At 58.8% G+C, this 23789-nt stretch carries 19 protein-coding genes and 3 tRNA genes; 17 read left to right on the top strand and 5 right to left on the bottom strand.

The genetic code is table 11. From position 1 onward, the window contains the following. Position 1: 1 nt before the first annotated feature. The 5 genes from HMCN_RS0104510 to metG all read right to left on the bottom strand — a co-directional run bounded on the left by HMCN_RS0104510 (position 2) and on the right by metG (position 6705). On the bottom strand, positions 2–661 hold the full coding sequence (locus HMCN_RS0104510) for a formate hydrogenlyase (protein WP_025916258.1): 660 nt from the start codon (positions 659–661) through the stop codon (positions 2–4). 4 nt (positions 662–665) lie between these two features. Further along, positions 666–1616 (bottom strand): respiratory chain complex I subunit 1 family protein, encoded by a 951-nt coding sequence (locus HMCN_RS0104505; RefSeq protein WP_025916257.1) that lies wholly within the window; start codon positions 1614–1616, stop codon positions 666–668. Continuing rightward, positions 1613–3622, bottom strand: coding sequence for a hydrogenase 4 subunit B (gene hyfB, locus HMCN_RS0104500; RefSeq protein ID WP_035625787.1), 2010 nt, complete (start codon positions 3620–3622; stop codon positions 1613–1615). The genes HMCN_RS0104505 and hyfB overlap by 4 nt, the downstream gene beginning before the upstream one ends. A gap of 401 nt (positions 3623–4023) precedes the next feature. Beyond that, positions 4024–4503 (bottom strand): GNAT family N-acetyltransferase, encoded by a 480-nt coding sequence (locus tag HMCN_RS0104495; RefSeq protein ID WP_025916255.1) that lies wholly within the window; start codon positions 4501–4503, stop codon positions 4024–4026. A gap of 66 nt (positions 4504–4569) precedes the next feature. Further along, complete coding sequence (gene metG, locus HMCN_RS0104490; protein ID WP_081801409.1) at positions 4570–6705, bottom strand: methionine--tRNA ligase; 2136 nt, start codon at positions 6703–6705, stop codon at positions 4570–4572. 126 nt (positions 6706–6831) lie between these two features. On the opposite strand from metG, the gene apbC reads away from it, so the two are divergent. From apbC to HMCN_RS0104405, 17 genes are all read left to right on the top strand, one after another. Further along, positions 6832–7920, top strand: coding sequence for an iron-sulfur cluster carrier protein ApbC (gene apbC / locus HMCN_RS0104485; RefSeq protein ID WP_025916253.1), 1089 nt, complete (start codon positions 6832–6834; stop codon positions 7918–7920). 220 nt (positions 7921–8140) lie between these two features. Continuing rightward, a complete protein-coding gene (locus tag HMCN_RS0104480) occupies positions 8141–8662 on the top strand; it encodes a DUF3305 domain-containing protein (protein WP_025916252.1) in 522 nt (173 codons plus the stop codon). Next, on the top strand, positions 8649–9278 hold the full coding sequence (locus HMCN_RS19120) for a DUF3306 domain-containing protein (protein WP_025916251.1): 630 nt from the start codon (positions 8649–8651) through the stop codon (positions 9276–9278). Before HMCN_RS0104480 ends, HMCN_RS19120 begins: the two co-directional genes overlap by 14 nt. Then, on the top strand, positions 9275–11383 hold the full coding sequence (locus HMCN_RS0104470) for a 4Fe-4S binding protein (RefSeq protein ID WP_025916250.1): 2109 nt from the start codon (positions 9275–9277) through the stop codon (positions 11381–11383). Before HMCN_RS19120 ends, HMCN_RS0104470 begins: the two co-directional genes overlap by 4 nt. Positions 11384–11395: 12 nt before the next feature. After that, the gene (locus HMCN_RS0104465) at positions 11396–12013 is read left to right on the top strand and encodes a molecular chaperone (protein ID WP_025916249.1); all 618 of its coding nucleotides are present in this window, start codon (positions 11396–11398) and stop codon (positions 12011–12013) included. Positions 12014–12374: 361 nt separating this feature from the next. Next, positions 12375–12572, top strand: coding sequence for a hypothetical protein (locus tag HMCN_RS0104460; protein ID WP_025916248.1), 198 nt, complete (start codon positions 12375–12377; stop codon positions 12570–12572). 15 nt (positions 12573–12587) lie between these two features. After that, positions 12588–15548: a formate dehydrogenase subunit alpha gene (locus HMCN_RS0104455; RefSeq protein WP_025916247.1), complete on the top strand. Its 2961-nt coding sequence runs from the start codon at positions 12588–12590 to the stop codon at positions 15546–15548. A 31-nt stretch (positions 15549–15579) separates the two neighbouring features. Beyond that, a complete protein-coding gene (gene fdh3B / locus HMCN_RS0104450) occupies positions 15580–16209 on the top strand; it encodes a formate dehydrogenase FDH3 subunit beta (RefSeq protein ID WP_025916246.1) in 630 nt (209 codons plus the stop codon). Continuing rightward, positions 16206–16430 (top strand): hypothetical protein, encoded by a 225-nt coding sequence (locus HMCN_RS0104445; protein ID WP_025916245.1) that lies wholly within the window; start codon positions 16206–16208, stop codon positions 16428–16430. Before fdh3B ends, HMCN_RS0104445 begins: the two co-directional genes overlap by 4 nt. A gap of 31 nt (positions 16431–16461) precedes the next feature. After that, positions 16462–17601 (top strand): formate dehydrogenase subunit gamma, encoded by a 1140-nt coding sequence (locus tag HMCN_RS0104440; RefSeq protein WP_025916244.1) that lies wholly within the window; start codon positions 16462–16464, stop codon positions 17599–17601. A gap of 19 nt (positions 17602–17620) precedes the next feature. After that, entirely contained in the window at positions 17621–17941 is a 321-nt protein-coding gene (locus tag HMCN_RS0104435; protein WP_025916243.1) for a hypothetical protein, read from the top strand. Positions 17942–17976: 35 nt separating this feature from the next. Beyond that, entirely contained in the window at positions 17977–18834 is an 858-nt protein-coding gene (locus HMCN_RS0104430; RefSeq protein ID WP_025916242.1) for a formate dehydrogenase accessory sulfurtransferase FdhD, read from the top strand. A 100-nt stretch (positions 18835–18934) separates the two neighbouring features. Further along, entirely contained in the window at positions 18935–20326 is a 1392-nt protein-coding gene (gene gltX / locus HMCN_RS0104425; protein WP_035625801.1) for a glutamate--tRNA ligase, read from the top strand. Positions 20327–20387: 61 nt separating this feature from the next. Next, positions 20388–20463: transfer RNA gene (locus HMCN_RS0104420), tRNA-Ala, on the top strand. A 24-nt stretch (positions 20464–20487) separates the two neighbouring features. Next, positions 20488–20563 (top strand) — tRNA-Glu (locus tag HMCN_RS0104415). Between the two features lie 83 nt (positions 20564–20646). Then, positions 20647–20722 (top strand) — tRNA-Glu (locus HMCN_RS0104410). Between the two features lie 454 nt (positions 20723–21176). Next, positions 21177–23765: a bifunctional aconitate hydratase 2/2-methylisocitrate dehydratase gene (locus tag HMCN_RS0104405; protein ID WP_025916240.1), complete on the top strand. Its 2589-nt coding sequence runs from the start codon at positions 21177–21179 to the stop codon at positions 23763–23765. Positions 23766–23789: the final 24 nt, after the last annotated feature.

The following is a 23789-nucleotide window of genomic DNA, read 5'->3' as shown; positions in this document are numbered from 1 at the left end:
GTCAGTCCTCTTTCAGGTTTTCCAGATTGTGGATATCCAGGTTATCGAACTGTTCGCGGATCTGGAACATGAACACGCCGAGTATCAAAATGCCGACCAGAACGTCAAGGGCAATGCCGAGTTCGATGATCATCGGCATGCCGTTGGTTGCCGCAGTCGCAGCGAAAAACAAGCCATTCTCCATCGCAAGGAATCCGATCACCTGCGGCACCGCCTTGGAACGCGTGATCATCATCAGGAAAGCAAGAAGGATGCAGGCCAGCGCAATGCCAAGGGTGCCGCGCGCGATCGAAGAGGATAGTTTTGCGACCGGCATCGCGAGATTGAAGGCGATGATCACCAGTACGATCCCGATCAGCATGGTGGCAGGGACATTGATCAAAGGTTCGACATCCCATTTGACATTCAGACGCAGGATCAGCTTGTGGAGTATCCAGGGAATCAACACCACTTTGAGCGCAAAGGTCAGACCGGCAGAAAAATACAGATGGTGGTCATTGGTGACATACGCGACCACCAGAGCGGAGGCAACCAGCGTCGCGCCATGCAAGGTGAACAAGTGAATCAGCGACAGAATCCGGCGTTGGCTGAGCATCGCAAACGTCAGCAGCAGCAGCGTGGCAGCCAGCAGATTCAGTATTTGTAGCGTGAAGTTTGGCATTGTTCTATGCCCCCAAAAGGAAGTGCACCAGCATGCCGATGACGGCCAGCAGAAACGCTGCGGTCAGAAATTCCGGGACCCGGAAGATGCGCATCTTGGCGCTGCTCATTTCGATCAGGGCCAGCAACGCGCCGCCGAGCGCCAGTTTGAGCAGCAGGATCGGAAGCGCAGAGAGCAGCGCCAGCGGACGGCTGGCTTCGGCAATTCCCCAAGGTATGAAGAGTGCGATTCCTATGCAGGAATAGGCAAAAAGTTTCAGGCTGGCGGCCCATTCCATCAGCGCCAGATGGCGTCCCGAGTATTCCAGCAAAAGCGCCTCGTGAATCATCGTCAGTTCCAGATGCGTGGCGGGATTGTCGACCGGCACGCGGGCATTTTCTGCCAGCGACACCATCGTAAATGCGACCCCGGCAAAGGCCAGGCTGGGGTAGATCGCCAGTTCGCGATGCACCAGGCTATCGACGATGCTGGTCAGCAAGGTCGATTGCGTGATCAGGGAAGCCGAAAACAACACCATCAGCAGCGCCGGTTCAGCCAGGAAGCCGACCAGCATCTCGCGCCGCGCACCCATGCTGCCAAACGCGGTGCCGATATCCATCGCGGCCAGCGATATGAAAACGCGGGCCAGCGCAAGCAGGCCAACCAGTGCAATCGCATCGGCGGCAGGCGACAGCGGCAGATCGGTCGACAGGGTAGGGATGATGCCGCACGCCAGCGTCATGCAGCCAAACACGATGTAGGGCGCCATGCGAAACAGCGGGCTGGCATGTTCGGCCAGTACGGACTCTTTATGGAACAGCTTGTGCAGCATCCGATACGGCTGGAACAGGCTGGGCGCGCTTTTATTCTGCAGCCAGGCGCGACACTGATTGATCCACCCGGTCAATAGCGGCGCAACCGCAAGCGCAAGCAGTATTTCCAGCAGTTGTGAAAAAAACCCAAAGAACGTGATCATTGATTCACCACCAGCAACAATATCAGGAGAGTCAGGAAACTGTAGAGCAGATATGCGGCAATGCGGCCCTGCTGCAGCAGGCTGATGATGCGTGCGATGCGCTCGGTAATGGCGGCAATCGGACGATACAGCAGACCCCAGAATGGGTCTTCAATCGTCACCTGATAGCGCGGCGCTTTATCGAACGATGAAGGCAGTTGCCGCGTCATCCGGAAGAAGGAACCAAAAATTTCCCGGATCGGCTGACCGAATCCTTCCGCGGTGTCTTGCATCCTGGCAGTCTGGAAAGGGAATCCACAGCCCCACGGTATCGAGCGCCGGAAGCGGCCATGGTACAAACGCCGCACCAGCAAATAAGCCACAACGCAACATGCCGCCAATATCATCACGAATGCTACCGGCATGTAGCTGGCGCGGTCGGGATCCACCGGCGCAAGCAGCAGCCAGCCATTCTGAAGAACAGCGGTGCCAATGCCGCCTCCCACCAGCAGGTGCGTGACACGATCGATCGCCAGCACCATCTGCACCGGAAACAAACCGAAGAATATGCACGCTGCAACCAGCCATACGAAACCAAGGCGCTCCCAATTATCCGCATCATGCGCATCGAGAAGTTTTTGCTCGCGTGGCTGGCCGAGAAAGATGATCGCGAAGAATTTGACCATCACATAACCGGCCAGTGCGCCCACCAGTGCGATCACCGCGGCGACGATGGGGATCAGCATGTTGAGGAAGGAATTCGGCAATCCGGGTGTAAACAGGAAACTTTGCAACAACAGCCATTCGGACACGAAACCGCCGAACGGCGGCAGGCCGGCAGCCGCCAGTGCGCCCACCAGCGCCGCCCATCCTGTCCATGGCATGAAGCGCATCAGCCCGCCCAGATGCCCGAGATTGCGCTCGCCGGTCGCATGCAGCACGGTGCCGGTGCCGAGGAAAAGCAGACTCTTGAAAGCGCCATGACTCGCCACATGATAGAGCGTTGCGGTCAGCGACAGCGCGGCCATGCCCGCCATGTCGTAGGCGCGAAACAGGATCGTCAAGCCGATGCCGACAAACATCAGGCCGATATTTTCTATCGACGAGTAGGCCAGCAGACGCTTCATGTCGGTCTGGGCCGCGCTCAGTACCACGCCGAACAAGGCTGTCGCCAGTCCGAGCGCCAGCGTAATGCCGCCCCACCACCAAACCTGGGTATGCAGCAGATCGAAGGTGACGCGCAGCACGCCATAGATGCCGGTCTTCAGGACGAAGGCGCTCATCAGGGCCGAGATCGGCGATGGCGCCGCCGGGTGCGCTTCCGGCAACCATATATGCAAGGGCAAAATGCCGGCCTTGGCGCCGAAACCGAACAGCGCGAGAAAGAAAGTGACCGTTGCCCAGAACACATTCAAATGCTGCTGGCGCATGTTGGCAAAGGTGTAGTCGCCGGTATTGGCCTGCAGCAGCCCGAAGCACAGCAATAGCGCCAGCGCGCCGACATGCGATATCAGCAGGTACAGGAAGCCCGCGCGGCGCACTTCGGGTAGCCGGTGATTCGCGGTCACCAGCAAGGTCGCCGACAGGGACATCGTTTCCCACGCCACCATGAACACATAGGCATCGTCGGCGATCAACAGCAAGGCCATGCTGGCCAGGCAGACGTGATACTCAAGGCACAACAGCCCCGGCGGGGTTCCTTCGCCCTTGCGGAAATAGCCGGCGGAAAAAATCGAGACCCCGGTGCTGACGATGCCGAACACGAACAGGAAATAGGAAGACAGGCTGTCGAGCCGCAGATGGAACGGCAAGTCGGGTAAACCGATCGGCAGCACCGCGGTTTGCGGCCCCCCGAAGGCGCTGACCAGGCCGGTGGCGCCCAGGATGATGCCCAGCACTGCGCCCAGCGGGAACAGCGCACGCGCCACAAAAGCGGTCTTCTTCAGGGCCAGCAGCCCGCATGCGCCGATCAGCAGCCAGCCTGCGATGACCAGCAATATGTAATCAATGGAAATCAAGTCTGGCACCGTCGTTCCTTATGTTTGTTCGCGAGGGAAGGGGCGAATCAAGCCAAGACGAGATATCCAGCGGCCTCCCCGGCATCGATCGTGCCGAATATTTGTTGTTTGTTTTTTCTATTGTGCACCTTGCCGCAAGGATACTTCAAGATATTCATCAAGCCTGCGCGGATGAGCTGCGCCCAGGAACGTGCCGGACGCGCTGCTGATCGACGGCAGAAACACCCGGTCAACTGGCAAATCGCGGCTTGATGGCATGCGCCGCACGCAGCGCCTGTGGTGGAGCGGCTAGCAGCAGCGGAGCGCCGCATGTCAGCCTGATTTATTGTGAAAACATGGGAGTATGATGTAAAAAATATTATTTCATCATATATTAATTGCGGAAAATAAAATACAGCATTGAGTATGTTTTATCGCCGGAGAACCCTGCGCATCACGGTCAGGGCCGGTTCTTGCGGGCTGGCGTGGCTGTATTCGAGTTCGGGGGCGATCTCGAAGCCGAGTGCGGCGTAAAAGTCGATGAGGCGCGGCTGGTCGGTGCGTACCGCCAGCCGGAGTTCGGTGACATCGCAGCCGAGCGCGTGGTGGATCACCGCTTCCAGCAGGTGCTGCGACAGGCTCTGGCCGCGGAAGGCGTGGGTCACGCCCATGCGGATGATTTCCCAGATGTCGTGCTCGGTGTCCGTCGGCAGCCAGCGCACCGAGCCGGCGGCGACATCGTCGACCAGCAGAATGAAGCCGCCGCCCAGCCGCAAATCATCCAGAACCCTGGCGCTGGTTTCGTGGTGGCCGCTGGAGTTGGCCGCGACTGTTTGATTCCAGGCGTTGCAGGTCAGGTCGGCAATCAGGTCCGCATCGTCCGGGCTTGCTTCGCGTATCAAGAAATCCATGGGCTAGAGAGAGCGCGTAAACAGGGACTTGTTAAAAGGCACACATCGCTCCGTCTGATCTGCACATTAGTGGATCCGCATCCCGGGCTCCGCGCCCGGCCACGGGTTGAGGATGTAGATCCCCGGATTGGCCTTCTCGTCGGCGGCGGAGGCCGCCATCACCATGCCTTCGGACACGCCGAATTTCATCTTGCGCGGCGCCAGGTTGGCTACCAGCACCGTCAGTTTGCCGATCAGCTGTTCCGGCTGGTAAGCGGATTTGATGCCGGAGAACACATTGCGCAAGCGGCCTTCGCCTGCGTCCAGCGTCAGGCGCAGCAGCTTGTCGGAACCGTCGACATGTTCGCAATTGACGATCCTGGCGATGCGCAGGTCGATCTTGGCGAAATCGTCGATCTTGATCTCAGGGGCGAGCGCTTCAATCGCCCCGCTGTTCTCACCCTCTCCCTCCGGGAGAGGGCCGGGGTGAGGGAGGTTTTTTTTCGCGCTGGCCGTGCCGGCATCGGCAGCCGGTGCTGCCGCTGGTGCTTCAGTCTCCGGCGCCTCGAACAGCGCATCGAGCATTTTCGGCTCGACCCTTTGCATCAGATGTGCATACGGATTTATTTGATGGTTATCCGGCATCGCCACGGCGGCGTCAGACCACTGCAGCGGCGCCAGGTTGAGCAGGGCTTCGACTTGTTGCGCCAGTTGCGGCAATACCGGCTTCAGGTACACGGTCAGAATCCGGAATGCTTCCATCAGGCGGCTGCAGACTTCATGCAGCGCGGCCGCCTTGGCCGGGTCTTTCGCCAGTTCCCACGGCTTGTTGGCATCGACGTAGGCGTTGACGATGTCGGCCTGGTCCATCACTGCGCGCAGCGCCTTGCCGTATTCGCGGCCGTTATACAGCGCCAGGATTTCGGAGCCGGCGCTGCGCAGCGTGGCCAGGAAGGCGTCGCTGTCGGTGGCCCAGTCCATGCTGAGTTTGCCGTCGAATTTCTTGGCAATGAAGCCGGCGGCGCGGCTGGCGATATTTACGTACTTGCCGATCAGGTCGGCGTTGACGCGCGCGACGAAATCGTCCGGGTTGAAATCGACATCCTCCACCTTGGCGTTGAGCTTGGCGGCGATGTAATAGCGTAGCCATTCCGGGTTCATGCCAATGTCGAGGTAGCGCAGCGGCGAGATGCCGGTGCCGCGCGATTTCGACATTTTTTCGCCGGAAACGGTGATGAAGCCGTGCACGAAGATATTGTTCGGCACTTTCTGGCCGGAGAACTTCAGCATCGCCGGCCAGAACAGCGTGTGGAAGTAGATGATGTCCTTGCCGATGAAGTGGTATTGCTCGGTGGTCGGGTCGGCCATGAAGGCGCCGAAGTCGCGTCCGGTCTTGCCGAAGTAGTTCTTCAGCGAAGCCAGGTAGCCGACCGGCGCATCCAGCCAGACGTAGAAGTATTTGCCCGGCTCGTCGGGAATTTCGATGCCGAAGTAGGGTGCATCGCGGCTGATGTCCCAGTCGCCCAGGCCGCTGCTTTCGCCTTCTCCGCCTTCCAGCCATTCGCGCGCCTTGTTCGCCACTTCCGGCTGCAGCCGCTGCGGGTCCAGCGCCCATTCGCGCAGGAATTCCACGCATTGCGGGTCCGACAGCTTGAAGAAGAAGTGTTCGGACGACTTCATCACCGGCGTGGCGCCGGTCAGCGTCGAGTACGGATTTTTCAGCTCGGTCGGCGCATATACTCCGCTGCAGACTTCGCAGGAGTCGCCATATTGGTCCTTGGCACCGCATTTCGGGCATTCGCCCTTGATGTAGCGGTCCGGCAGGAACATGTTCTTGACCGGGTCATAAAATTGTTCGATGGTCTTGGTGGCGATGAAGCCTGAGGCTTTCAGCTTGCGGTAGATGTCGCGCGACAGTTCGTGGTTTTCCGGACCGTCGGTCGAATGCCAGTTGTCGAACGCGATATGGAAGCCGTCCAGATATTGCTTGCGCCCGGCGGCGATGTTGGCGACGAATTCCTGCGGCGTGACGCCGGCCTTTTCGGCTGCGATCATGATCGGCGCGCCATGGGCGTCGTCGGCGCCGACAAAGTGCACTTCGTGGCCCTGCATTCGCTGCAACCGGACCCAGATGTCGGCCTGGATGTATTCCATGATGTGGCCGATATGAAATGCGCCATTGGCGTAAGGGAGGGCGGTGGTAACGAACAGCTTGCGGGTCATGGTTGGTGCGCTTTTGACATGAAGAAAACGTCATTTTAACAGTGCAATAGACATGTGGTGCATAAGGGATATGCTGTTGCGCGCGCGGTTTTGCGCTAGACTTGCCTATCAACTATGGAGACAAGCATGAGCATCACGGTAGAAACGGTTAAGGAAATCCTGGCTACAGTAATCGACCCGAACACAAACAAGGACTTCGTATCCACCAAATCGGTCAAAAACATTGTGCTCGACGGTGCCGATATTGCACTTGATATCGAGCTTGGCTATCCGGCTAAAAGCCAGATCGATGCGATCCGCAAAAGCGCGATCGCTGCGCTGCGCGGCATTCCCGGCGTCGGGAATGTCAGCGTCAATGTGTATGTCAAGATTATTTCGCACGCGGTGCAGCGCGGCGTCAAGCTGATGCAGAATGTGAAGAACATCATCGCTGTCGCTTCCGGCAAGGGCGGCGTCGGCAAATCGACCACTGCGGCCAATCTGGCGCTGGCGCTGGCCGCCGAAGGGGCGTCGGTCGGGATTCTGGACGCCGATATCTACGGCCCCTCGCAGCCGATGATGATGGGCATCGCCGGCCGGCCGGAGTCGCTCGACGGCAAGACCATGGAGCCGCTGGAAAATTACGGCCTGCAGGTATCCTCGATCGGTTTCATGATCGACCCCGACGAGCCGATGGTGTGGCGCGGCCCGATGGTCACGCAGGCGCTGCAGCAATTGCTGGAGCAGACCAACTGGCGCGACCTCGATTACCTGATCGTCGATATGCCGCCGGGTACCGGCGACATCCAGCTGACGCTGTCGCAAAAAGTGCCGGTGACCGGTGCGGTGATCGTCACCACGCCGCAGGACATCGCCTTGCTGGATGCGCGCAAGGGCTTGAAGATGTTCGAGAAGGTCGGGATTCCGATCCTCGGCATCGTCGAAAACATGAGCACCCATATCTGCTCCAACTGCGGCCATGCGGAATCGATTTTCGGCGCCGGCGGCGGCGAGAAGATGTGTGCGGAATACGGTGTTCCCTTCCTCGGCGGGCTGCCGCTGACGATGTCGATTCGCGAGCAGGCCGACTCCGGCCGCCCGACCGTGGTGGCCGACCCGGATGGCCCGGTGACTGCGATTTACAAGGAAATCGCCCGCAAAATCGCGATCGGCGTGGCGGAAAAAGCGCGCGACATGAGCGGCAAGTTTCCGAGTATCGTGGTCAAGAACGATTGAGTTTTTGCATGAACGGGCCGGCTGTAGCCCAATCCGTGCACCTTCTTCCCGCTTGTGGCGTTATCTTTAATATTGGGAGTATGATTTAAGGCACTGGGATTCCCACAGGGTTGTCCTGGTGTTTTTGAAATACATTGCAGAGTATATTGACATCAAGCAAGCTTTTTGCCGCTTGCGGCGGGAAGCAGTCTGACCCAGTGCACAGAAATGAGGCCCGAAGGTGGAGACGCAGGCAATCGATGTGAGTGTCATCATGCAGCGCAAGGCGCTCGACAACCGCTGGCAGTCGCATCAGTGGCTCCCGCTGGAGGTGCTCGATACAGCCGCCTTGCCACCCGGCGGCGCGCGCTGCCTGCTGGACGATGTCGACGATACGCGCTGGATATTTCCCGGCTTCGCCATCAAGCTGTTCAGCGACGAGGGCGAGGGCTATTATCTCAACCTCAGTTCCGCCGTCCCATGCTGGTTCATCATGTGGCGCATCGAGCAGATCGGCGCGCAAGAAGTGGCGGTGCCGAAGGCTGTCACGTTGTCATACAACGAGGCGGCGCGCCTGATGGATGGCGGCGAACAGGTCGAAACGCTGCCGGCGTCGGCGGCGATCATCGAACGCTTGAGCATGTTCACCCAGCAGCATTATCAGTCCGAGGTCAAACGCAAACGCAAAAAGCCTTCGTTTGAAGGCGGTGCTGGCGTTGATCGGATGGCGCAGGCGGAGGGCAAGGATAATGGCAGCCGATGATTTTTTCGCGCGCTGGAGCAAGCGCAAGGTCGATGCTGTACCGCCACCTGCCGCTCTTGATCCTGCCGCCGTCGTTGCGGATGCGCAGCTCGGCAGCGGCTCGGCAACGGCAGGCAAGCCGCTGCCGACGCTAGCCGATGTCGAAGGCCTGACGGCGGACTCCGACTACGCCGCATTTGTCGCCAAGGGCGTCGATGAGACCGTCAAGCGCTCCGCGATGAAAAAGTTGTTTGCGCTGCCGCAGTTCAACATCATGGATGGGCTCGATATTTACGTCGGGGACTACAGCCAGCCCGACCCGCTGCCGCCCGGCATGCTGGAAGCGTTGCAACATGCCAGGGGCGCGCTCGATCCGGCGCAATTCTTTGCCAGGCCGGTGTCGCCATTGCCGGAGCCGATGCCGATGCCGATGCCGGAACAGGCAGAGCAAGCTCCTGCCGTCAATCCGCCCGAGCCGGTTCCGCTGCTCCCGACCGTCACAACAGCACCACACGATCCTGCCCCCGCCCTGCCGCAGCAAGAGGTTCAACCGGACACCCCGCCGGTCCTGGTGCCGAATCCGCTGCCGCTGCCGCTGCCGGCTGCCGTCGCAACGCACAAGAATGAGGCTGTATGACGACCCAATTCAGAATCTGCAACTGCAACCGCAGCATGCCGCTCGATGCTGCGGCCGGCACTCAGCTAGGCGCCGCGCTCGGCAGCGGTGCGCTGCCGGTGGCCAGCCAGCTCTGCCGGCGCGAGATCGGCGCCTATCTGGAGGTGCTGGACGGCGTCGATGAGGTGGTCGTCGCCTGCACCCAGGAGCGCGCGCTGTTTGCCGAACTGGCGCAGCAAAAAAACACGATGGTGCCGATTCGCTTCGTGAATATCCGCGAAACCGCCGGCTGGAGCGCGGAATCGAAGACCGCGTTGCCGAAGATGGCGGCATTGCTGGCCGCCGCCGCCTTGCCCGACCCGGAGCCGGTACCGATCGTCGATTTCGATTCGGCCGGGCATGCGCTGATTATCGGGCCGGCCGATCAGGTGTTGCCGTGGGTCCGGCGCTTGGGCGATCAAGTCGATGTCAGCGTGCTGCTGACATCCGGCAGCCAGAATCAGATGCTGGGCGAGCGCAGTTTTCCCAGCTTTTCGGGCAAGCAGATTGCGATTTCCGGCTGGCTGGGCGCGTTCCAGGTGCGCTGGCAGCAAGACAACCCGATCGACCTGGAAGCCTGCGTCCGCTGCAACGCCTGCATCGAAGCCTGCCCGGAAGGGGCGATCGACCTGAGCTACCAGATCGATCCTAACCTGTGCCGCTCGCACGGCGATTGCGTCAAGGCCTGCGGCAGCATCGGCGCGATCGATTTTGCGCGCGGCGACATCAAGGCGGCCAACGACCGCAGCGGCGAATTCGATCTGATCTTCGACTTGTCCCGTACGCCGCTGCTGTGCGTCCATCAGTTGCCGCAGGGATATTTCGCGCCCGGGCCGGATGTCGCGCGCCAGTTTGAGGATGCGTTGAAGCTCACGCAGATGATCGGCCAGTTCGAAAAGCCGAAATTCGTCACCTACAAGGAAAAGCTGTGCGCCCACAGCCGCAATGAAAAAATCGGCTGCAACGCCTGCATCGATATCTGCTCGGCCGAAGCGATCAGCCACCACGGCAATCGCGTCAGGGTCGATCCCAATCTGTGCGCCGGCTGCGGCGCCTGCAGCACGGTCTGTCCGTCCGGCGCACTCGCGTATGCGTACCCGCGTACCCCCGACATGGGGTTGCGCATCAAGACGCTGCTGACCACCTATGCCAAGGCAGGCGGCCGCCAAGCCGGGCTGCTGTTCCACAGCCAGGGGCAGGGCACCACCTTGGTGGAGCAGACGGGCAGGCTGGCCAAGGCCGGCTGGCGCGGCATGCCGGCGCGCATCATCCCGCTCGAGCTGCACCACACGGCTGCGGCCGGCATCGACGTCTGGCTCGCCGCCTTTGCCTACGGCGCGGCCGATGTCAGCGTGCTGGTGACGGGCGAGGAAGCGCCGCAATACCTGGAGGCGCTGCAGCAGCAGATGGAACTGGCGCAAACCATCCTGTCCGGGCTGGGCTATGCAGGCATCCACGTGCAGCTGATACGTGCCAGGACCGCCGCCGAACTCGACGCCGCAGTCAATGCGCTGACGCCAGCCCAGGCGCCGCAAAGCTGCGCGACTTTCAATCTGGCGGCTGACAAACGCACCGCACTCGAGTTCGCGCTCGCGCATTTGCACCGGCATGCGCCGGCCAGAGTAGAGCAGATTGCCTTGCCAGCCGGCGCCTTGTACGGCGCGGTGGCAGTCGACAAGGATGCCTGCACGCTGTGCATGTCCTGCGTCGGCGCCTGCCCCGAATCCGCGCTGACCGATAACCCGAGCCTGCCGCAGTTGCGTTTTATCGAGAAAAACTGCGTGCAGTGCGGCTTGTGCGAAAAAACCTGCCCCGAGTCGGCGATCACGCTGTCGCCGCGCCTGTTGTTTACCGACGCCGCCAGGCAAGCGGTGGTGTTGAACGAAGCGCAGCCCTACCATTGCATCCGCTGCAATACGCCGTTCGGCACGCTGCAGATGATCGACAACATGCTGGCAAAACTGTCGGCGCACGGCGCTTTCGCCGGCAATCTGGACCGCATCAGGATGTGTTCCGACTGCCGCGTGATCGACATGATGGAAAATAAAAACGAGGCTTCGATAACCGCCCTGAAACAACCGCAGTGAGCCGGAGAATGCATGAACGCCACCAGCCAGCCAATGAAGTTTGAAACCCCGGACCAGGGCGAGGAAGCCGCCCGCGCGGATTTGTACGGCTTGCTGGCCACGCTGTTTTACGCCCCGCCGCCGCAGGCGCTGATCGATGCTGTGGCTGCCGCGCAGTCCGGCGGCGACGGCGTGCTGGAACGCGCCTGGATCGAGCTGGCGCTGGCCTGCAAGAATACGCAAGCCGAAGCAGCGCGGGAAGAATACGAGCAGTTGTTCATCAGCACCGGCAAGCCGGAAGTGATGCTGTACGGTTCGTATTACCTGTCCGGCTTCTTGATGGAAAAGCCGCTGGCGGCGTTGCGCGCCGACCTGGACCGACTCGGCCTGGAGCGGACGGCCGCGGTGACCGAGAGCGAGGATCATATCGCAACCTTGTGCGAGGTGATGCGCCACCTGATCGCGTCGGATGACGTACTGCAAGCCAATATCGCAGTGCAAAAAACCTTTTTTACCGCCCACATGCAAGCCTGGGTGTTCGATGCCTGCACCGCAATCAATGCCAACAGCCATGCCAGGCTGTACGCGGCAGTGGCCAACCTGGCGCGGACGTTTTTCGAAGTGGAGATGCAGGCCTTTGATATGGCTTAAATTGCCGCCGGAAATTGCCGCTACGCTGAGATAGGTACGACCGCAATCAGAGTGCGGCAGGGTTTCCGGCGTTGTGTATATACTGGGGTTGTGTATTTTAATTTCGGCATATAAATATTGTTATAATTACCTATTTTTATTGATACCCCATAATTTGTATTATTTGCATGGCGCTGCAGACGAGACTGGCGAAGCCTGATCCGGCATGGTTTCAAGCTGACGTTCTGAAATCTTTAATTGCAATTGTTTATTGAACAATTGTAATGGTTTGCATAAGATGCAAGATGATAGGCAGTCAAATCACGATTCACGAGCGCCTGCAAGAAGATCAGGATTCCCAACCTGCATTCAGGAGACCGTCATGGCCGATACAAACAAAATCGCACGCCGGACATTCCTTTCCGGGCTCGGCTTGGCTGCTGCGGCTGGTGTTGCGGCCAGGATTTCCAGCAGAGCACCTGCCGGCAAGGCGCTGGGCGCCGTCGCTACCGAGCCTGCCGGCGGCGGCTATCGACTGACGGAGCATGTCAAAAAATACTACCGCACCACCACCATCTGATAGCGAGGTGACAACATGCTGTTGACCCGCAAAAGCGACGCAGGCCGGCATCCGCCCAGCCGTTTTACATCCGGCCTTGCCGCCAGCCTGTCGCGCGCGTTACCGACGATGGATCGCCGGCTGTTCCTGAAACGCTCCGGCATTGGTGTCGGGGCCGGGATCGCCGCTGCGCAATTGGGCCTGATACAAAAAGCCAAGGCGGCGGTCGAAGGCAAGACGGCCGGCGCCAAGATCGAGGTCAGGCGCACCGTATGCACCCATTGCTCGGTCGGTTGTGCGGTGGACGCAGTGGTCCAAAACGGCATTTGGGTGCGGCAGGAGCCGGTCTTCGATTCGCCGATCAATCTCGGCGCGCATTGCGCCAAGGGCGCTGCGCTGCGCGAGCACGGCCATGGCGAGTACCGGCTGAAATATCCGATGAAGCTGGTCAACGGCAAGTATCAGCGCATCAGTTGGGATCAGGCGCTAAACGAGATTTCCGCCAAGATGCTCGATATCCGCAAGGTCAGCGGCCCGGATTCGGTGTTCTGGGTCGGCTCCTCCAAGCACAACAACGAACAGTCCGCCTTGCTGCGAAAATTCGTCTCATTTTTCGGCAGCAATAACTGCGATCACCAGGCACGGATCTGCCATTCCACCACGGTTGCGGGTGTTGCCAACACCTGGGGCTATGGCGCAATGACAAATAGCTACAACGACATGCAGAACGCGAAGGCGGCAATGTATATCGGTTCCAATGCCGCCGAGGCGCATCCGGTGTCGATGCTGCATCTGCTGCACGCGAAAGAAACCGGCTGCAAGGTGGTTGTGGTCGACCCGCGTTACACGCGCACCGCAGCCAAGGCGCAACAATACGTGCGGATCCGCTCCGGATCCGACATCCCATTCCTGTACGGTTTGCTGTACCACATCTTCAAGAACGGCTGGGAAGATCAGGAATACATCAACAACCGCGTCTACGGCATGGACAAGGCCAAGGAGGAAGCGCTGACCTGGACGCCCGAAAAAGTGGAGGAGGCGTGCGGCGTAACCGAGGCCGAGGTTTTCAAGGTCGCCGAAACCCTTGCCAAAAACCGCCCTTCGACCGTGGTCTGGTGCATGGGGCAAACCCAGCACACGATCGGCAACGCGATAGTGCGCCTGTCTTGCATCCTGCAGCTGGCGCTGGGCAATGTCGGCAAATCGGGTGGCGGCACCAATATTTTCCGCGGCCACGATAATGTGCAGGGAGCAACCGATGTCGGGCCGAACCCTGATTCCCTGCCGGGCTACTACGGCTTGGCGACCGGCTCCTGGAAACATTGGTGCGCGGTGTGGGGCGTCGATTACGAATGGGTCAAGAAACAGTTTGCATCGCAGGAAATGATGGAAAAGTCCGGCACTACCGTGTCGCGCTGGATCGACGCTGTGCTGGAAAAGAATGAGTTCATCGACCAGGACAACAATGTCAAGGCGATGGTGTTCTGGGGCCATGCACCGAACTCCCAAACCCGCGGCCTGGAAATGAAAAAGGCATTCGACAAACTCGATTTGCTGGTGGTGATCGACCCTTACCCGTCGGCGACCGCAGCCATGGCCGCCATGAAAGTCGATGGCCAGGAACTGAATCCCAACCGCGCCGTATATCTGTTGCCGGCTGCGACCCAGTTCGAAACTTCGGGTTCCGTCACGGCGTCCAATAGGTCGCTGCAATGGCGCGAAAAAGTCATTGAACCGCTGTTCGAGTCGCGTACCGATCAGATGATCATGTACCAGTTGGCGCAAAAACTCGGTTTCGGCAAGGAACTGGTCGCAAAGATCAAGCTGGTCCCGGGCAAGGGCGGCATGATGGAGCCGGAGCCGGAATCGATGCTGCAGGAGATCAATCGCGGCACCTGGACCATCGGCTATACCGGCCAGTCGCCGGAGCGGCTCAAGGCGCACATGCGCAACATGCACCTGTTCGATGTCAAGACATTGAAATGCAAAGGCGGCAAGGATGCAGCCACCGGCTACGACCTGACCGGGGATTATTTCGGCTTACCGTGGCCCTGCTATGGAACGCCGGAAATGAAGCACCCGGGCACCTCCAACCTGTACGACACTTCGAAGCACGTGATGGATGGCGGTGGCAATTTCCGCGCCAATTTCGGGGTCGAAAAAGACGGCGTTAATTTGCTGGCGGAGGACGGCTCGCACTCGCTGGGTGCGGATATCACCACCGGCTACCCGGAATTCGACCATGTGCTGATGAAAAAATTGGGCTGGTGGAATGAATTGAGCGATACCGAGAAAGCGGCGGCGGAAGGCAAGAACTGGAAGACCGATCTGTCCGGCGGGATTCAGCGCGTGGTGATGAAGAATCACGGCTGCCATCCGTTCGGCAATGCCAAGGCGCGCGCTGTAGTGTGGAATTTCCCCGATCCGGTGCCGATGCACCGCGAACCGCTGTATGGAACACGGCCCGATCTGGTGGCGAAATACCCAACCCATGACGATAAAAAGTCGTTCTGGCGCCTGCCGACCCTGTACAAGTCGATCCAGGACAAGAATGTCGCGGAGAAGCTGTACGAGAAATTCCCGATCATCCTTACCTCGGGCCGCCTGGTCGAGTACGAGGGCGGCGGCGAGGAAACCCGCTCCAATCCGTGGCTGGCGGAATTGCAGCAAGATGCCTTTGTCGAGCTGAACCCGAAGGCTGCTGCCGACCGGGGCATCCGCAATGGCGAATACGTGATCGTTTCAACCCCAACCGGGGCGCGCATCAAGGTCAAGGCGCTGGTCACGCCGCGCGTCAATGCCGAAACCGCGTTTATCCCGTTCCATTTCTCGGGCTGGTGGCAGGGCAGGGATCTGAAAGAGTATTACCCCGAGGGTGCAATGCCGATTGTGCGCGGCGAAGCGGTCAATACGGCGACCACGTACGGTTACGACTCCGTCACGATGATGCAGGAAACCAAGACGACCATCTGCAACATCGAAAAATTTGTTGCGTGAAGCGTGCAAGCACGCTGGGGAGGAACGTTAAATGGCACGGATGAAATTCATTTGCGACGCCGAACGCTGCATCGAGTGCAATAGCTGCGTGACCGCCTGCAAAAACGAGCACGAGGTGCCTTGGGGCGTGAACCGGCGCCGGGTCGTCACCATCAATGATGGCGTTATCGGCCAGGAAAAATCGATTTCGGTTGCTTGCATGCATTGTTCGGACGCTCCCTGCATGGCGGTTTGCCCGGTCGACTGCTTTTACCGCACCGACGAAGGCGTGGTGCTGCACGACAAGGATGTGTGCATCGGTTGCGGTTATTGCTCTTACGCTTGCCCGTTCGGCGCGCCGCAATTTCCTTCCAACGGGACTTTCGGTTTGCGCGGCAAGATGGACAAATGCACGTTCTGCTCCGGCGGCCCCGAAAAAGACGGCTCGCAGGCAGAGTTTGAAAAATACGGACGCAATCGTCTGGCCGAAGGCAAATTGCCGGCTTGCGCGGAAATGTGCTCGACCAAAGCGTTGCTGGGCGGCGATGGCGACGTGATTGCCGATATTTTCCGCAACCGCGTGGTTCAGCGCGGTGCCGGCAGTGAAGTGTGGGGCTGGGGCACAGCTTATGGCCGCACCCGGCAACCTGAGGCAAAACAGTCCGGGGAGAATAAATCATGATGCGCCTGCTATTGGTGTTTCTGAGCGCGCTGGCATTGATCGCATGCAGCGAACGAGACCAGTCGCTGACTGGATCGCCCGTCAAGTCGGATGGCAAACCCTGGCAGGGTGCGAAGAATGATTTTGTTGCCGGTGGCTGGACCCCCGGCGATAAAGATAACTGGGAAAAGCAAATCCATACACGCAATCAAAATCAAAACGAATACATTCGAATAAATTGATTGCGCTGGCAAGCCGCTCAGCGGAGGCAACATGAAGACGCAATTTCGTGGTTTGGTATTCGGTGTCTGCCTATTTGTCGGTTGGATCGGCGCTGCGGCAGCACAGGCAGCACAGGGCGAGCCGTCTGAAAATGTCAGTCAGGCATCGCCGATGGTGCCCATTGTTGAATCGATTGATATTCTGAAACAGAATCAGGCCGAGCGCAGCCAGAGCCAGCCCGGCAATCTGGCACCGACCTATCGGATCGTAAATGCCGGCACGCCAAATTATTCCAGCCTGCCCGCGCTGGAGGCCAGCGTACTGATACAACCGAAGGCGCAGTTTCCGGGCCAGGTTCGCGCCACTACCGCTGGCGAGGCATGGCGGCAATATCGCAATGGCCCGCTTACGCATATGGGCGGCTGGATATTGCTAGTCGTGCTGCTGTTGATTGCTGCGATGTATTTGTTAAGAGGAAAGATCAAGTTGGAAGGCAGCCTCACCGGACGTTTGATAGAGCGCTTCACCTCGCTCGAGCGTATGGCGCACTGGACCATGGCAATCAGTTTTGTTTTGCTGGCGCTCACCGGCGGCATCGTGTTATTTGGCAAGTACGTGCTGCTCCCGGTCTTCGGATTGACGCTATTCGGCTGGCTGGCTTTTGCCTGTAAAAATATCCATAATTTCGTCGGTCCGATATTTACCGGCTCAATAGTCGTGTTTTTTGTGCTTTTCGTAAAAGACAATTTGCCGGGCAAGGGCGATCTGAACTGGTTTGCCAAGTTCGGCGGCTTGCTGAGCGGCAAGCACGTCAGTTCGGGCAGATTCAATGCGGGCGAGAAGCTCATGTTTTGGGGGGCTGTCGTGCTGTTTGGCCTGATTATCAGCGCCTCGGGTTTTGTGCTTGACATGCTGGTCCCGGGTTTGGTTTACACGCGCGGCAACATGCAGATCGCCAACATTATCCATATTGCCGCTGCGGTACTGGTTGCCAGCATGATTCTTGGCCATATCTACATTGGCACGCTGGGAATGGAGGGCGCCTACCAGGCGATGCGTACCGGCTATGTGGACGATGCGTGGGCCAAGCAGCATCATGATCTGTGGTATGACGATATCCAGTCTGGGAAGGTGGCGCGCAATCGTGCGCCAGAACAGCAAATCGAAACCGTCAAACAGGCTAACGTATAACTTGCATGGTGGAGCAGGCATGAATAAATTTATCTGCATGGCGCTGGGTTTGATGGCGACAGGCTTGGCTGTTGCCAAGCTGCCGCCATTAAGCGAAGAGGCTGCCGCCAAGGCTGCGGAAGCCAAGGCCAAGACTGCCTGGGCCTCCAAACTGGATGCATATAAGCTGTGCCTGTCGCAGGATAAGGTTGTCGCGCGCTACCGGCAGGAAAAAAGCACCAGCGCGCAGCCTGCCGATGCGACGCCAGCTTGCTCCGATCCCGGGCCTTATGTTGCCGCAAGTGCAGTTGCTGCCGGTCCGGCAGCTGCACCTGATGCAGCTGCCACGGCAAAAAAATAACCACGGCAGCCTGTGATCGGATCAGAATGTTTCCCATGACGACAGGGCCAATACTTTCCAATGCATGCGCAGCACTGACTTATCCGGTGGAAGTGCTGGATGAACAGGGCCGTGCATCGACCATAGACATTCCGGCCGAGCGTCCTTTGACGGTGTATCTGGATAAACGCGAACTGGTGACCTTGATGACCCTGGGCGGCGCGCCGGAAGCGCTGGTGTTGGGTTATCTGCGCAATCAGCGCCTGGTGAAAGCAATTGCAGAAATCGCGGCAGTGCAAGTGGACTGGGAAGTCGAGGCTGCGGCAGTCACAACGTATCACGGCGTCGATTACATCGAGGAGCGCACCGCCAGGCGGGTCGTTACCACCGGCTGCGGCCAGGGCTCGATGTTTGGCGGACTGATGGACGAGGTCGATACCATCACTCTGCCAATTGATGCCAAGTTGACGCAGTCCACGCTTTACAAAATTGTTGATCTGATCCGCACCCAGGCGTCGATCTACAAACAGGCGGGTTCGGTGCACGGCTGTGCGCTGTTCGATGCTACAGGGGAGTTACTGTATTTCATCGAGGATGTCGGCCGCCACAATGCGGTGGATGCGATCGCCGGGAGGATGTGGCTAGACGGCATCAGCGGGCATGACAAGGTTTTTTATACCACCGGCCGCCTGACTTCGGAAATGGTAATCAAGGGCGCACAGATGGGTATTCCTTTCTTGCTGTCGCGCTCCGGCACTACCCAAATGGGCCATGCGGTAGCGCAACGGGTCGACATGACATTGCTGGCCCGTTGTACCGGCAAGCACTTCCTTTTACTGACCGGCAAGCACAGATTCATTGCGGAGCCGCATTTGCGTGAAGGCGGCGTTTCGAAATCGCTCAAAGTCGCATAAGCAAGGCGATAGACGCAAGTAACGCAGCGCCTATGCAACGCGGTAAAATACTCTTTTAATGCCATCTCGGCTTTGGTCAACCAAGGCCGTTTTTATTGCCATGATCGTTCGCACCCGCTTTGCCCCTAGCCCGACCGGCTATCTACACCTTGGCGGCGCTCGCACCGCGCTTTTTTCCTGGGCTTACGCCCGTCATTTTGGCGGCACTTTCATCCTGCGCATCGAAGATACCGATCTGGAGCGTTCCACGCCGGAGGCGGTTGAGGCAATCCTGCAAGGCATGAGCTGGCTTGGGCTGTCTCACGACGAGGGCCCTTTTTATCAGATGCAGCGGATGGATCGTTATCGTGAAGTCGTGGCGCAAATGCTGGCCGCTGGCACTGCCTATCATTGCTATTCGTCGCCGGAAGAAGTTGAAGCGATGCGTGAACGCCAGCGCGCTGCCGGAGAAAAACCGCGTTACGACGGCACCTGGCGCCCCGAGGCTGGCAAGATACTGCCCGCGATTCCGGCCGACCGCAAGCCGGTGGTGCGCTTCAGGAATCCTGCAGATGGCGATGTCAGCTGGGACGATGTGGTGAAAGGCACGATCACCATCGCCAACCGCGAGATGGACGATCTGGTGATTGCCCGCCCGGACGGTACGCCGACCTATAACTTCTGCGTGGTGATCGACGATTGGGATATGCAGATTACCCATGTCATCCGCGGCGATGACCATGTCAACAACACGCCGCGCCAGATCAATATCCTCAAGGCGCTGGGAGCGACCTTGCCGCTGTACGGCCATGTGCCGATGATTCTCGGCGCCGATGGCGAAAAACTGTCGAAGCGTCACGGCGCGGTCAGCGTGATGGATTATCCGGCGCAAGGCTATTTGCCGGAAGCGATGCTGAATTACCTGGCACGCCTGGGCTGGAGTCATGGCGACGACGAAGTGTTCTCGATGGAACAGTTTTGCGCCTGGTTCGATCTGGATCATCTGTCCAAGTCGCCGGCGCAGTTCAATCCGGAAAAACTGGCCTGGCTGAATAATCACTACATCAAGCAGGCCGACAATGACCGGCTGGCAGGCTTGGTCAAGCCTTTGATGGAAAAGGACGGCGCCAATTTCACGAATGCTCCCGACCTGCAGGCAGTGATCGGATTGATGAAGGAGCGCGTCAATACCACCAATGAGCTGGCCGATGCGGCAATGCTGTTCTATCGCACGCCGAATCCTGCCGCAGATTTGCTGGCGCAGCACCTGAATGAATTATCCAGGCCGGCGCTGCAGGATTATGCCGCGCGTTGCCAAGCCGTCGAATGGAAAAAGGATGCGTTGTCGGCGCTGCTGAAAGAAATGCTGGCTGCGCACAAGCTGAAGATGCCGCAAATGGCCATGCCACTCCGCCTGTTGTTGACCGGGCAGTTGCAGACGCCATCGATCGATGCAGTCATTGAGTTGTTTGGCCGCGATACGGTTTTGGCGCGCCTGACAAAATATCTCTAATTTTTTCAAAAAGAGGATTTACATACGGTAACGAAGCTTGCTATAATTTTGTTCTTCGCAAGGGGGTATAGCTCAGCTGGGAGAGCGCTTGCATGGCATGCAAGAGGTCAGCGGTTCGATCCCGCTTACCTCCACCAGCGAAAAAACAGTAGTGCAGCTTAGTCCCCATCGTCTAGAGGCCTAGGACATCACCCTTTCACGGTGAGTACAGGGGTTCGAATCCCCTTGGGGACGCCAGTAAAAAGCAAATCCGACCCAGCATGGATTTGCGGCATTTAATGCCAGGCGTCAAGCAAGTCAGGTAGTACGGACAGATCACTGTCCCCATCGTCTAGAGGCCTAGGACATCACCCTTTCACGGTGAGTACAGGGGTTCGAATCCCCTTGGGGACGCCAATATCCACCCGGTTGATGTGCCAAGCAAACATGCTTGAGATCATATCATCTGGGAGTCGGATGCACTTGTCAAAAATCTCCAAAATCTCACGTAAGCTTCCGAAATTCCCGCTTGATGCGAGCGCGAAATTGCGTTCGTGCGCTCTGCGTTCTGGCATGGTTCCCTGTCGAATTGCGTGCCGCCCATCCGGGCTGAAATTTTCTGCCGATCCCGTCTTGGTATGACAGCAGTAGTGTTATTTTGTGCGTGCCTTGCCTATGTTGGAAAAAACGCGCTCAGTGAAAATGGCGCAAGAACTCAAGTAAAAGATATAATATATAAGAGTTGATTTGAGTCCGGTTGTGATTGTTCGCCAAATTGACTTGAATTCATGAATTTTCATCATTTAGTTTTCATTATTTCCGGCGCTTCAAGCACTTTGCGCCACCACTAACCAAACTGTGAGGATCTGCCATGCTAGAAGCCTATCGCCAACATGTCGCCGAACGCGCTGCGCTCGGTATTCCACCCTTGCCGCTGTCGGCACAGCAGACCGAGGCGTTGATCGGCCTGCTGAAAAATCCGCCGCAGGGCGAAGAGAAAACACTGGTTGATCTCATCACTTACCGTGTTCCTGCCGGTGTCGACGATGCTGCCAAGGTCAAGGCCGCGTTCCTGGGCAAGGTCGCCAAAGGCGAGGAAGCCTGTGCGTTGATCTCGCGCGAGACAGCGACGCAATTGCTGGGCACCATGTTGGGCGGCTTTAACATCACGCCGATGATCAATCTGCTGGCTGACCCCGTGGTCGGCGGCATCGCAGCCGAGGGCCTGAAAAAAACCCTGCTGATGTTCGATTACTTCCACGATGTCAAGGCGCTGGCCGATCAGGGCAATGCCAACGCCAAGGCAGTATTGCAGTCATGGGCCGATGCCGAGTGGTTCACGTCCCGTCCGGAAGTACCGCAAAGCCTGACGTTGACCGTGTTCAAGGTCACCGGCGAAACCAATACCGATGACCTGTCGCCGGCGCCGGATGCAACCACCCGCCCCGATATTCCGCTGCACGCGCTGGCGATGCTGAAAAACCCGCGTCCGGGCATCGTCGCCGACGAGCCGGGCAAGATCGGTTCGGTCAAGCAGATCGAAGCGCTCAAGGCCAAGGGCAACCTGGTGGCCTACGTCGGTGACGTGGTCGGCACCGGTTCCTCGCGCAAATCCGCAACCAACTCGGTGCTCTGGTTCACCGGCGAAGACATCCCGTTCATCCCGAACAAGCGTTTCGGCGGCGTCTGCCTCGGCAACAAGATCGCGCCGATTTTCTACAATACGATGGAAGATGCCGGCGCATTGCCGATCGAACTCGACGTTTCCAAGATGGACATGGGCGACGTCATCGAACTGCGTCCGTTCGATGGCAAGGCGCTGAAAAACGGCGAAGTCATCTCCGAATTCACCGTCAAATCCCCGGTGATTTTCGATGAAGTGCGTGCCGGCGGCCGCATTCCGCTGATTATCGGCCGCGGCCTGACAGCACGCGCGCGCGAAGCTCTGGGCCTGGCGCCAAGCACCTTGTTCTGCCTGCCGAGCGACCCTGCTTCTTCCAGCAAGGGTTTCACGCTGGCGCAAAAAATGGTCGGCCGCGCCTGCGGCCTGCCTGCAGGCAAGGGCGTGCGCCCTGGCACCTACTGCGAACCGAAAATGACCACCGTCGGCTCCCAAGACACCACCGGCCCGATGACCCGCGACGAATTGAAAGACCTGGCTTGCCTCGGTTTCTCGGCCGATCTGGTCATGCAATCGTTCTGCCACACCGCCGCTTATCCAAAACTGGTCGACGTCAAGACCCACCACGAGTTGCCGGCGTTCATTTCGAACCGCGGCGGCGTCGCGCTGCGTCCGGGCGATGGCGTGATCCACTCCTGGCTCAACCGCCTGCTGTTGCCTGATACCGTCGGCACCGGCGGCGATTCGCACACCCGTTTCCCGATCGGTATTTCGTTCCCGGCCGGTTCCGGTCTGGTCGCATTTGCTGCCGCCACCGGCGTGATGCCGCTCGACATGCCGGAATCGGTATTGATCCGCTTCAAAGGTGAAATGCAGCCTGGCGTGACGCTGCGCGACCTGGTTAATGCGATACCGCTGTATGCGATCCGCCAGGGCACGCTGACAGTCGAGAAGCAGGGCAAGAAAAATATCTTCTCCGGCCGCATCCTCGAAATCGAAGGCTTGCCGAAGCTGAAGGTCGAACAAGCATTCGAATTGTCCGATGCATCGGCCGAGCGTTCAGCTGCCGGTTGCGCCGTGCATCTGGATAAAGAGCCGATCATCGAGTACATGACATCCAACATCACCTTGATGAAGTGGATGATCGCGACCGGCTACCTGGATCGCCGCACGCTGGAGCGTCGTATCCAGGCGATGGAAGCCTGGCTGGCCAAACCGGAGCTGCTGGCTCCGGACGCCGATGCCGAATACGCAGCGGTGATCGAGATCGATCTGGCCGACATCCACGAGCCTATCGTGGCCTGCCCGAACGATCCGGATGATGTCAAGATGCTGTCCGAAGTTGCCGGTGCGAAGATCGACGAAGTATTCGTCGGTTCCTGCATGACCAACATCGGTCACTTCCGCGCTGCTTCCAAGTTGCTCGAAGGTAAATCCGACATCCCGGTGCGGCTGTGGATCGCACCGCCGACCAAGATGGATCAGCAGGTGCTGACCGCCGAAGGCCATTACGGCGTGCTCGGCCGCACCGGCGCCCGGATGGAAATGCCGGGCTGCTCGCTGTGCATGGGTAACCAGGCACAAGTGCGCAAGGGTTCGACTGCAATGTCGACTTCGACCCGCAACTTCCCGAACCGGCTCGGTATCGATACTCAGGTCTATCTCGGTTCGGCTGAACTGGCCGCGGTCTGCGCGATGCTGGGCAAGATTCCGACCAAGGAAGAGTACATGGCGAATATCGGCGTGCTCGACAAGAACGCAACCGATATCTACCGCTACATGAACTTCGACAAGATCCCGGAATTCAGCGATGTCGCCGATACCGTGACTGTGCAGTAAGTCGTCTGATGCATAAAAAAANAC

It is taken from the genome of Herminiimonas sp. CN, from assembly GCF_000622895.1.
In the GTDB taxonomy this organism is placed as follows: Bacteria; Pseudomonadota; Gammaproteobacteria; order Burkholderiales; family Burkholderiaceae_D; genus AVCC01.
The sequence above is the reverse complement of the archived record's forward strand: the minus strand, read 5'-3'. Positions and strand labels throughout refer to the sequence as shown.

Excerpts from the sequence above, each read along its gene's own strand:
- HMCN_RS0104510 (WP_025916258.1), bottom strand. The coding sequence starts at position 661 with ATGCCAAACTTCACGCTACAAATACTGAATCTGCTGGCTGCCACGCTG.
- HMCN_RS0104470 (WP_025916250.1), top strand. The coding sequence starts at position 9,275 with ATGACGACCCAATTCAGAATCTGCAACTGCAACCGCAGCATGCCGCTC.
- HMCN_RS0104440 (WP_025916244.1), top strand. The coding sequence starts at position 16,462 with ATGAAGACGCAATTTCGTGGTTTGGTATTCGGTGTCTGCCTATTTGTC.
- HMCN_RS0104430 (WP_025916242.1), top strand. The coding sequence starts at position 17,977 with ATGACGACAGGGCCAATACTTTCCAATGCATGCGCAGCACTGACTTAT.
- metG (WP_081801409.1), bottom strand. The coding sequence starts at position 6,705 with ATGACCCGCAAGCTGTTCGTTACCACCGCCCTCCCTTACGCCAATGGC.
- HMCN_RS0104435 (WP_025916243.1), top strand. The coding sequence starts at position 17,621 with ATGAATAAATTTATCTGCATGGCGCTGGGTTTGATGGCGACAGGCTTG.
- HMCN_RS0104505 (WP_025916257.1), bottom strand. The coding sequence starts at position 1,616 with ATGATCACGTTCTTTGGGTTTTTTTCACAACTGCTGGAAATACTGCTT.
- apbC (WP_025916253.1), top strand. The coding sequence starts at position 6,832 with ATGAGCATCACGGTAGAAACGGTTAAGGAAATCCTGGCTACAGTAATC.
- HMCN_RS0104405 (WP_025916240.1), top strand. The coding sequence starts at position 21,177 with ATGCTAGAAGCCTATCGCCAACATGTCGCCGAACGCGCTGCGCTCGGT.
- HMCN_RS0104445 (WP_025916245.1), top strand. The coding sequence starts at position 16,206 with ATGATGCGCCTGCTATTGGTGTTTCTGAGCGCGCTGGCATTGATCGCA.
- HMCN_RS19120 (WP_025916251.1), top strand. The coding sequence starts at position 8,649 with ATGGCAGCCGATGATTTTTTCGCGCGCTGGAGCAAGCGCAAGGTCGAT.
- fdh3B (WP_025916246.1), top strand. The coding sequence starts at position 15,580 with ATGGCACGGATGAAATTCATTTGCGACGCCGAACGCTGCATCGAGTGC.
- HMCN_RS0104495 (WP_025916255.1), bottom strand. The coding sequence starts at position 4,503 with ATGGATTTCTTGATACGCGAAGCAAGCCCGGACGATGCGGACCTGATT.
- gltX (WP_035625801.1), top strand. The coding sequence starts at position 18,935 with ATGATCGTTCGCACCCGCTTTGCCCCTAGCCCGACCGGCTATCTACAC.
- HMCN_RS0104465 (WP_025916249.1), top strand. The coding sequence starts at position 11,396 with ATGAACGCCACCAGCCAGCCAATGAAGTTTGAAACCCCGGACCAGGGC.
- HMCN_RS0104460 (WP_025916248.1), top strand. The coding sequence starts at position 12,375 with ATGGCCGATACAAACAAAATCGCACGCCGGACATTCCTTTCCGGGCTC.
- HMCN_RS0104455 (WP_025916247.1), top strand. The coding sequence starts at position 12,588 with ATGCTGTTGACCCGCAAAAGCGACGCAGGCCGGCATCCGCCCAGCCGT.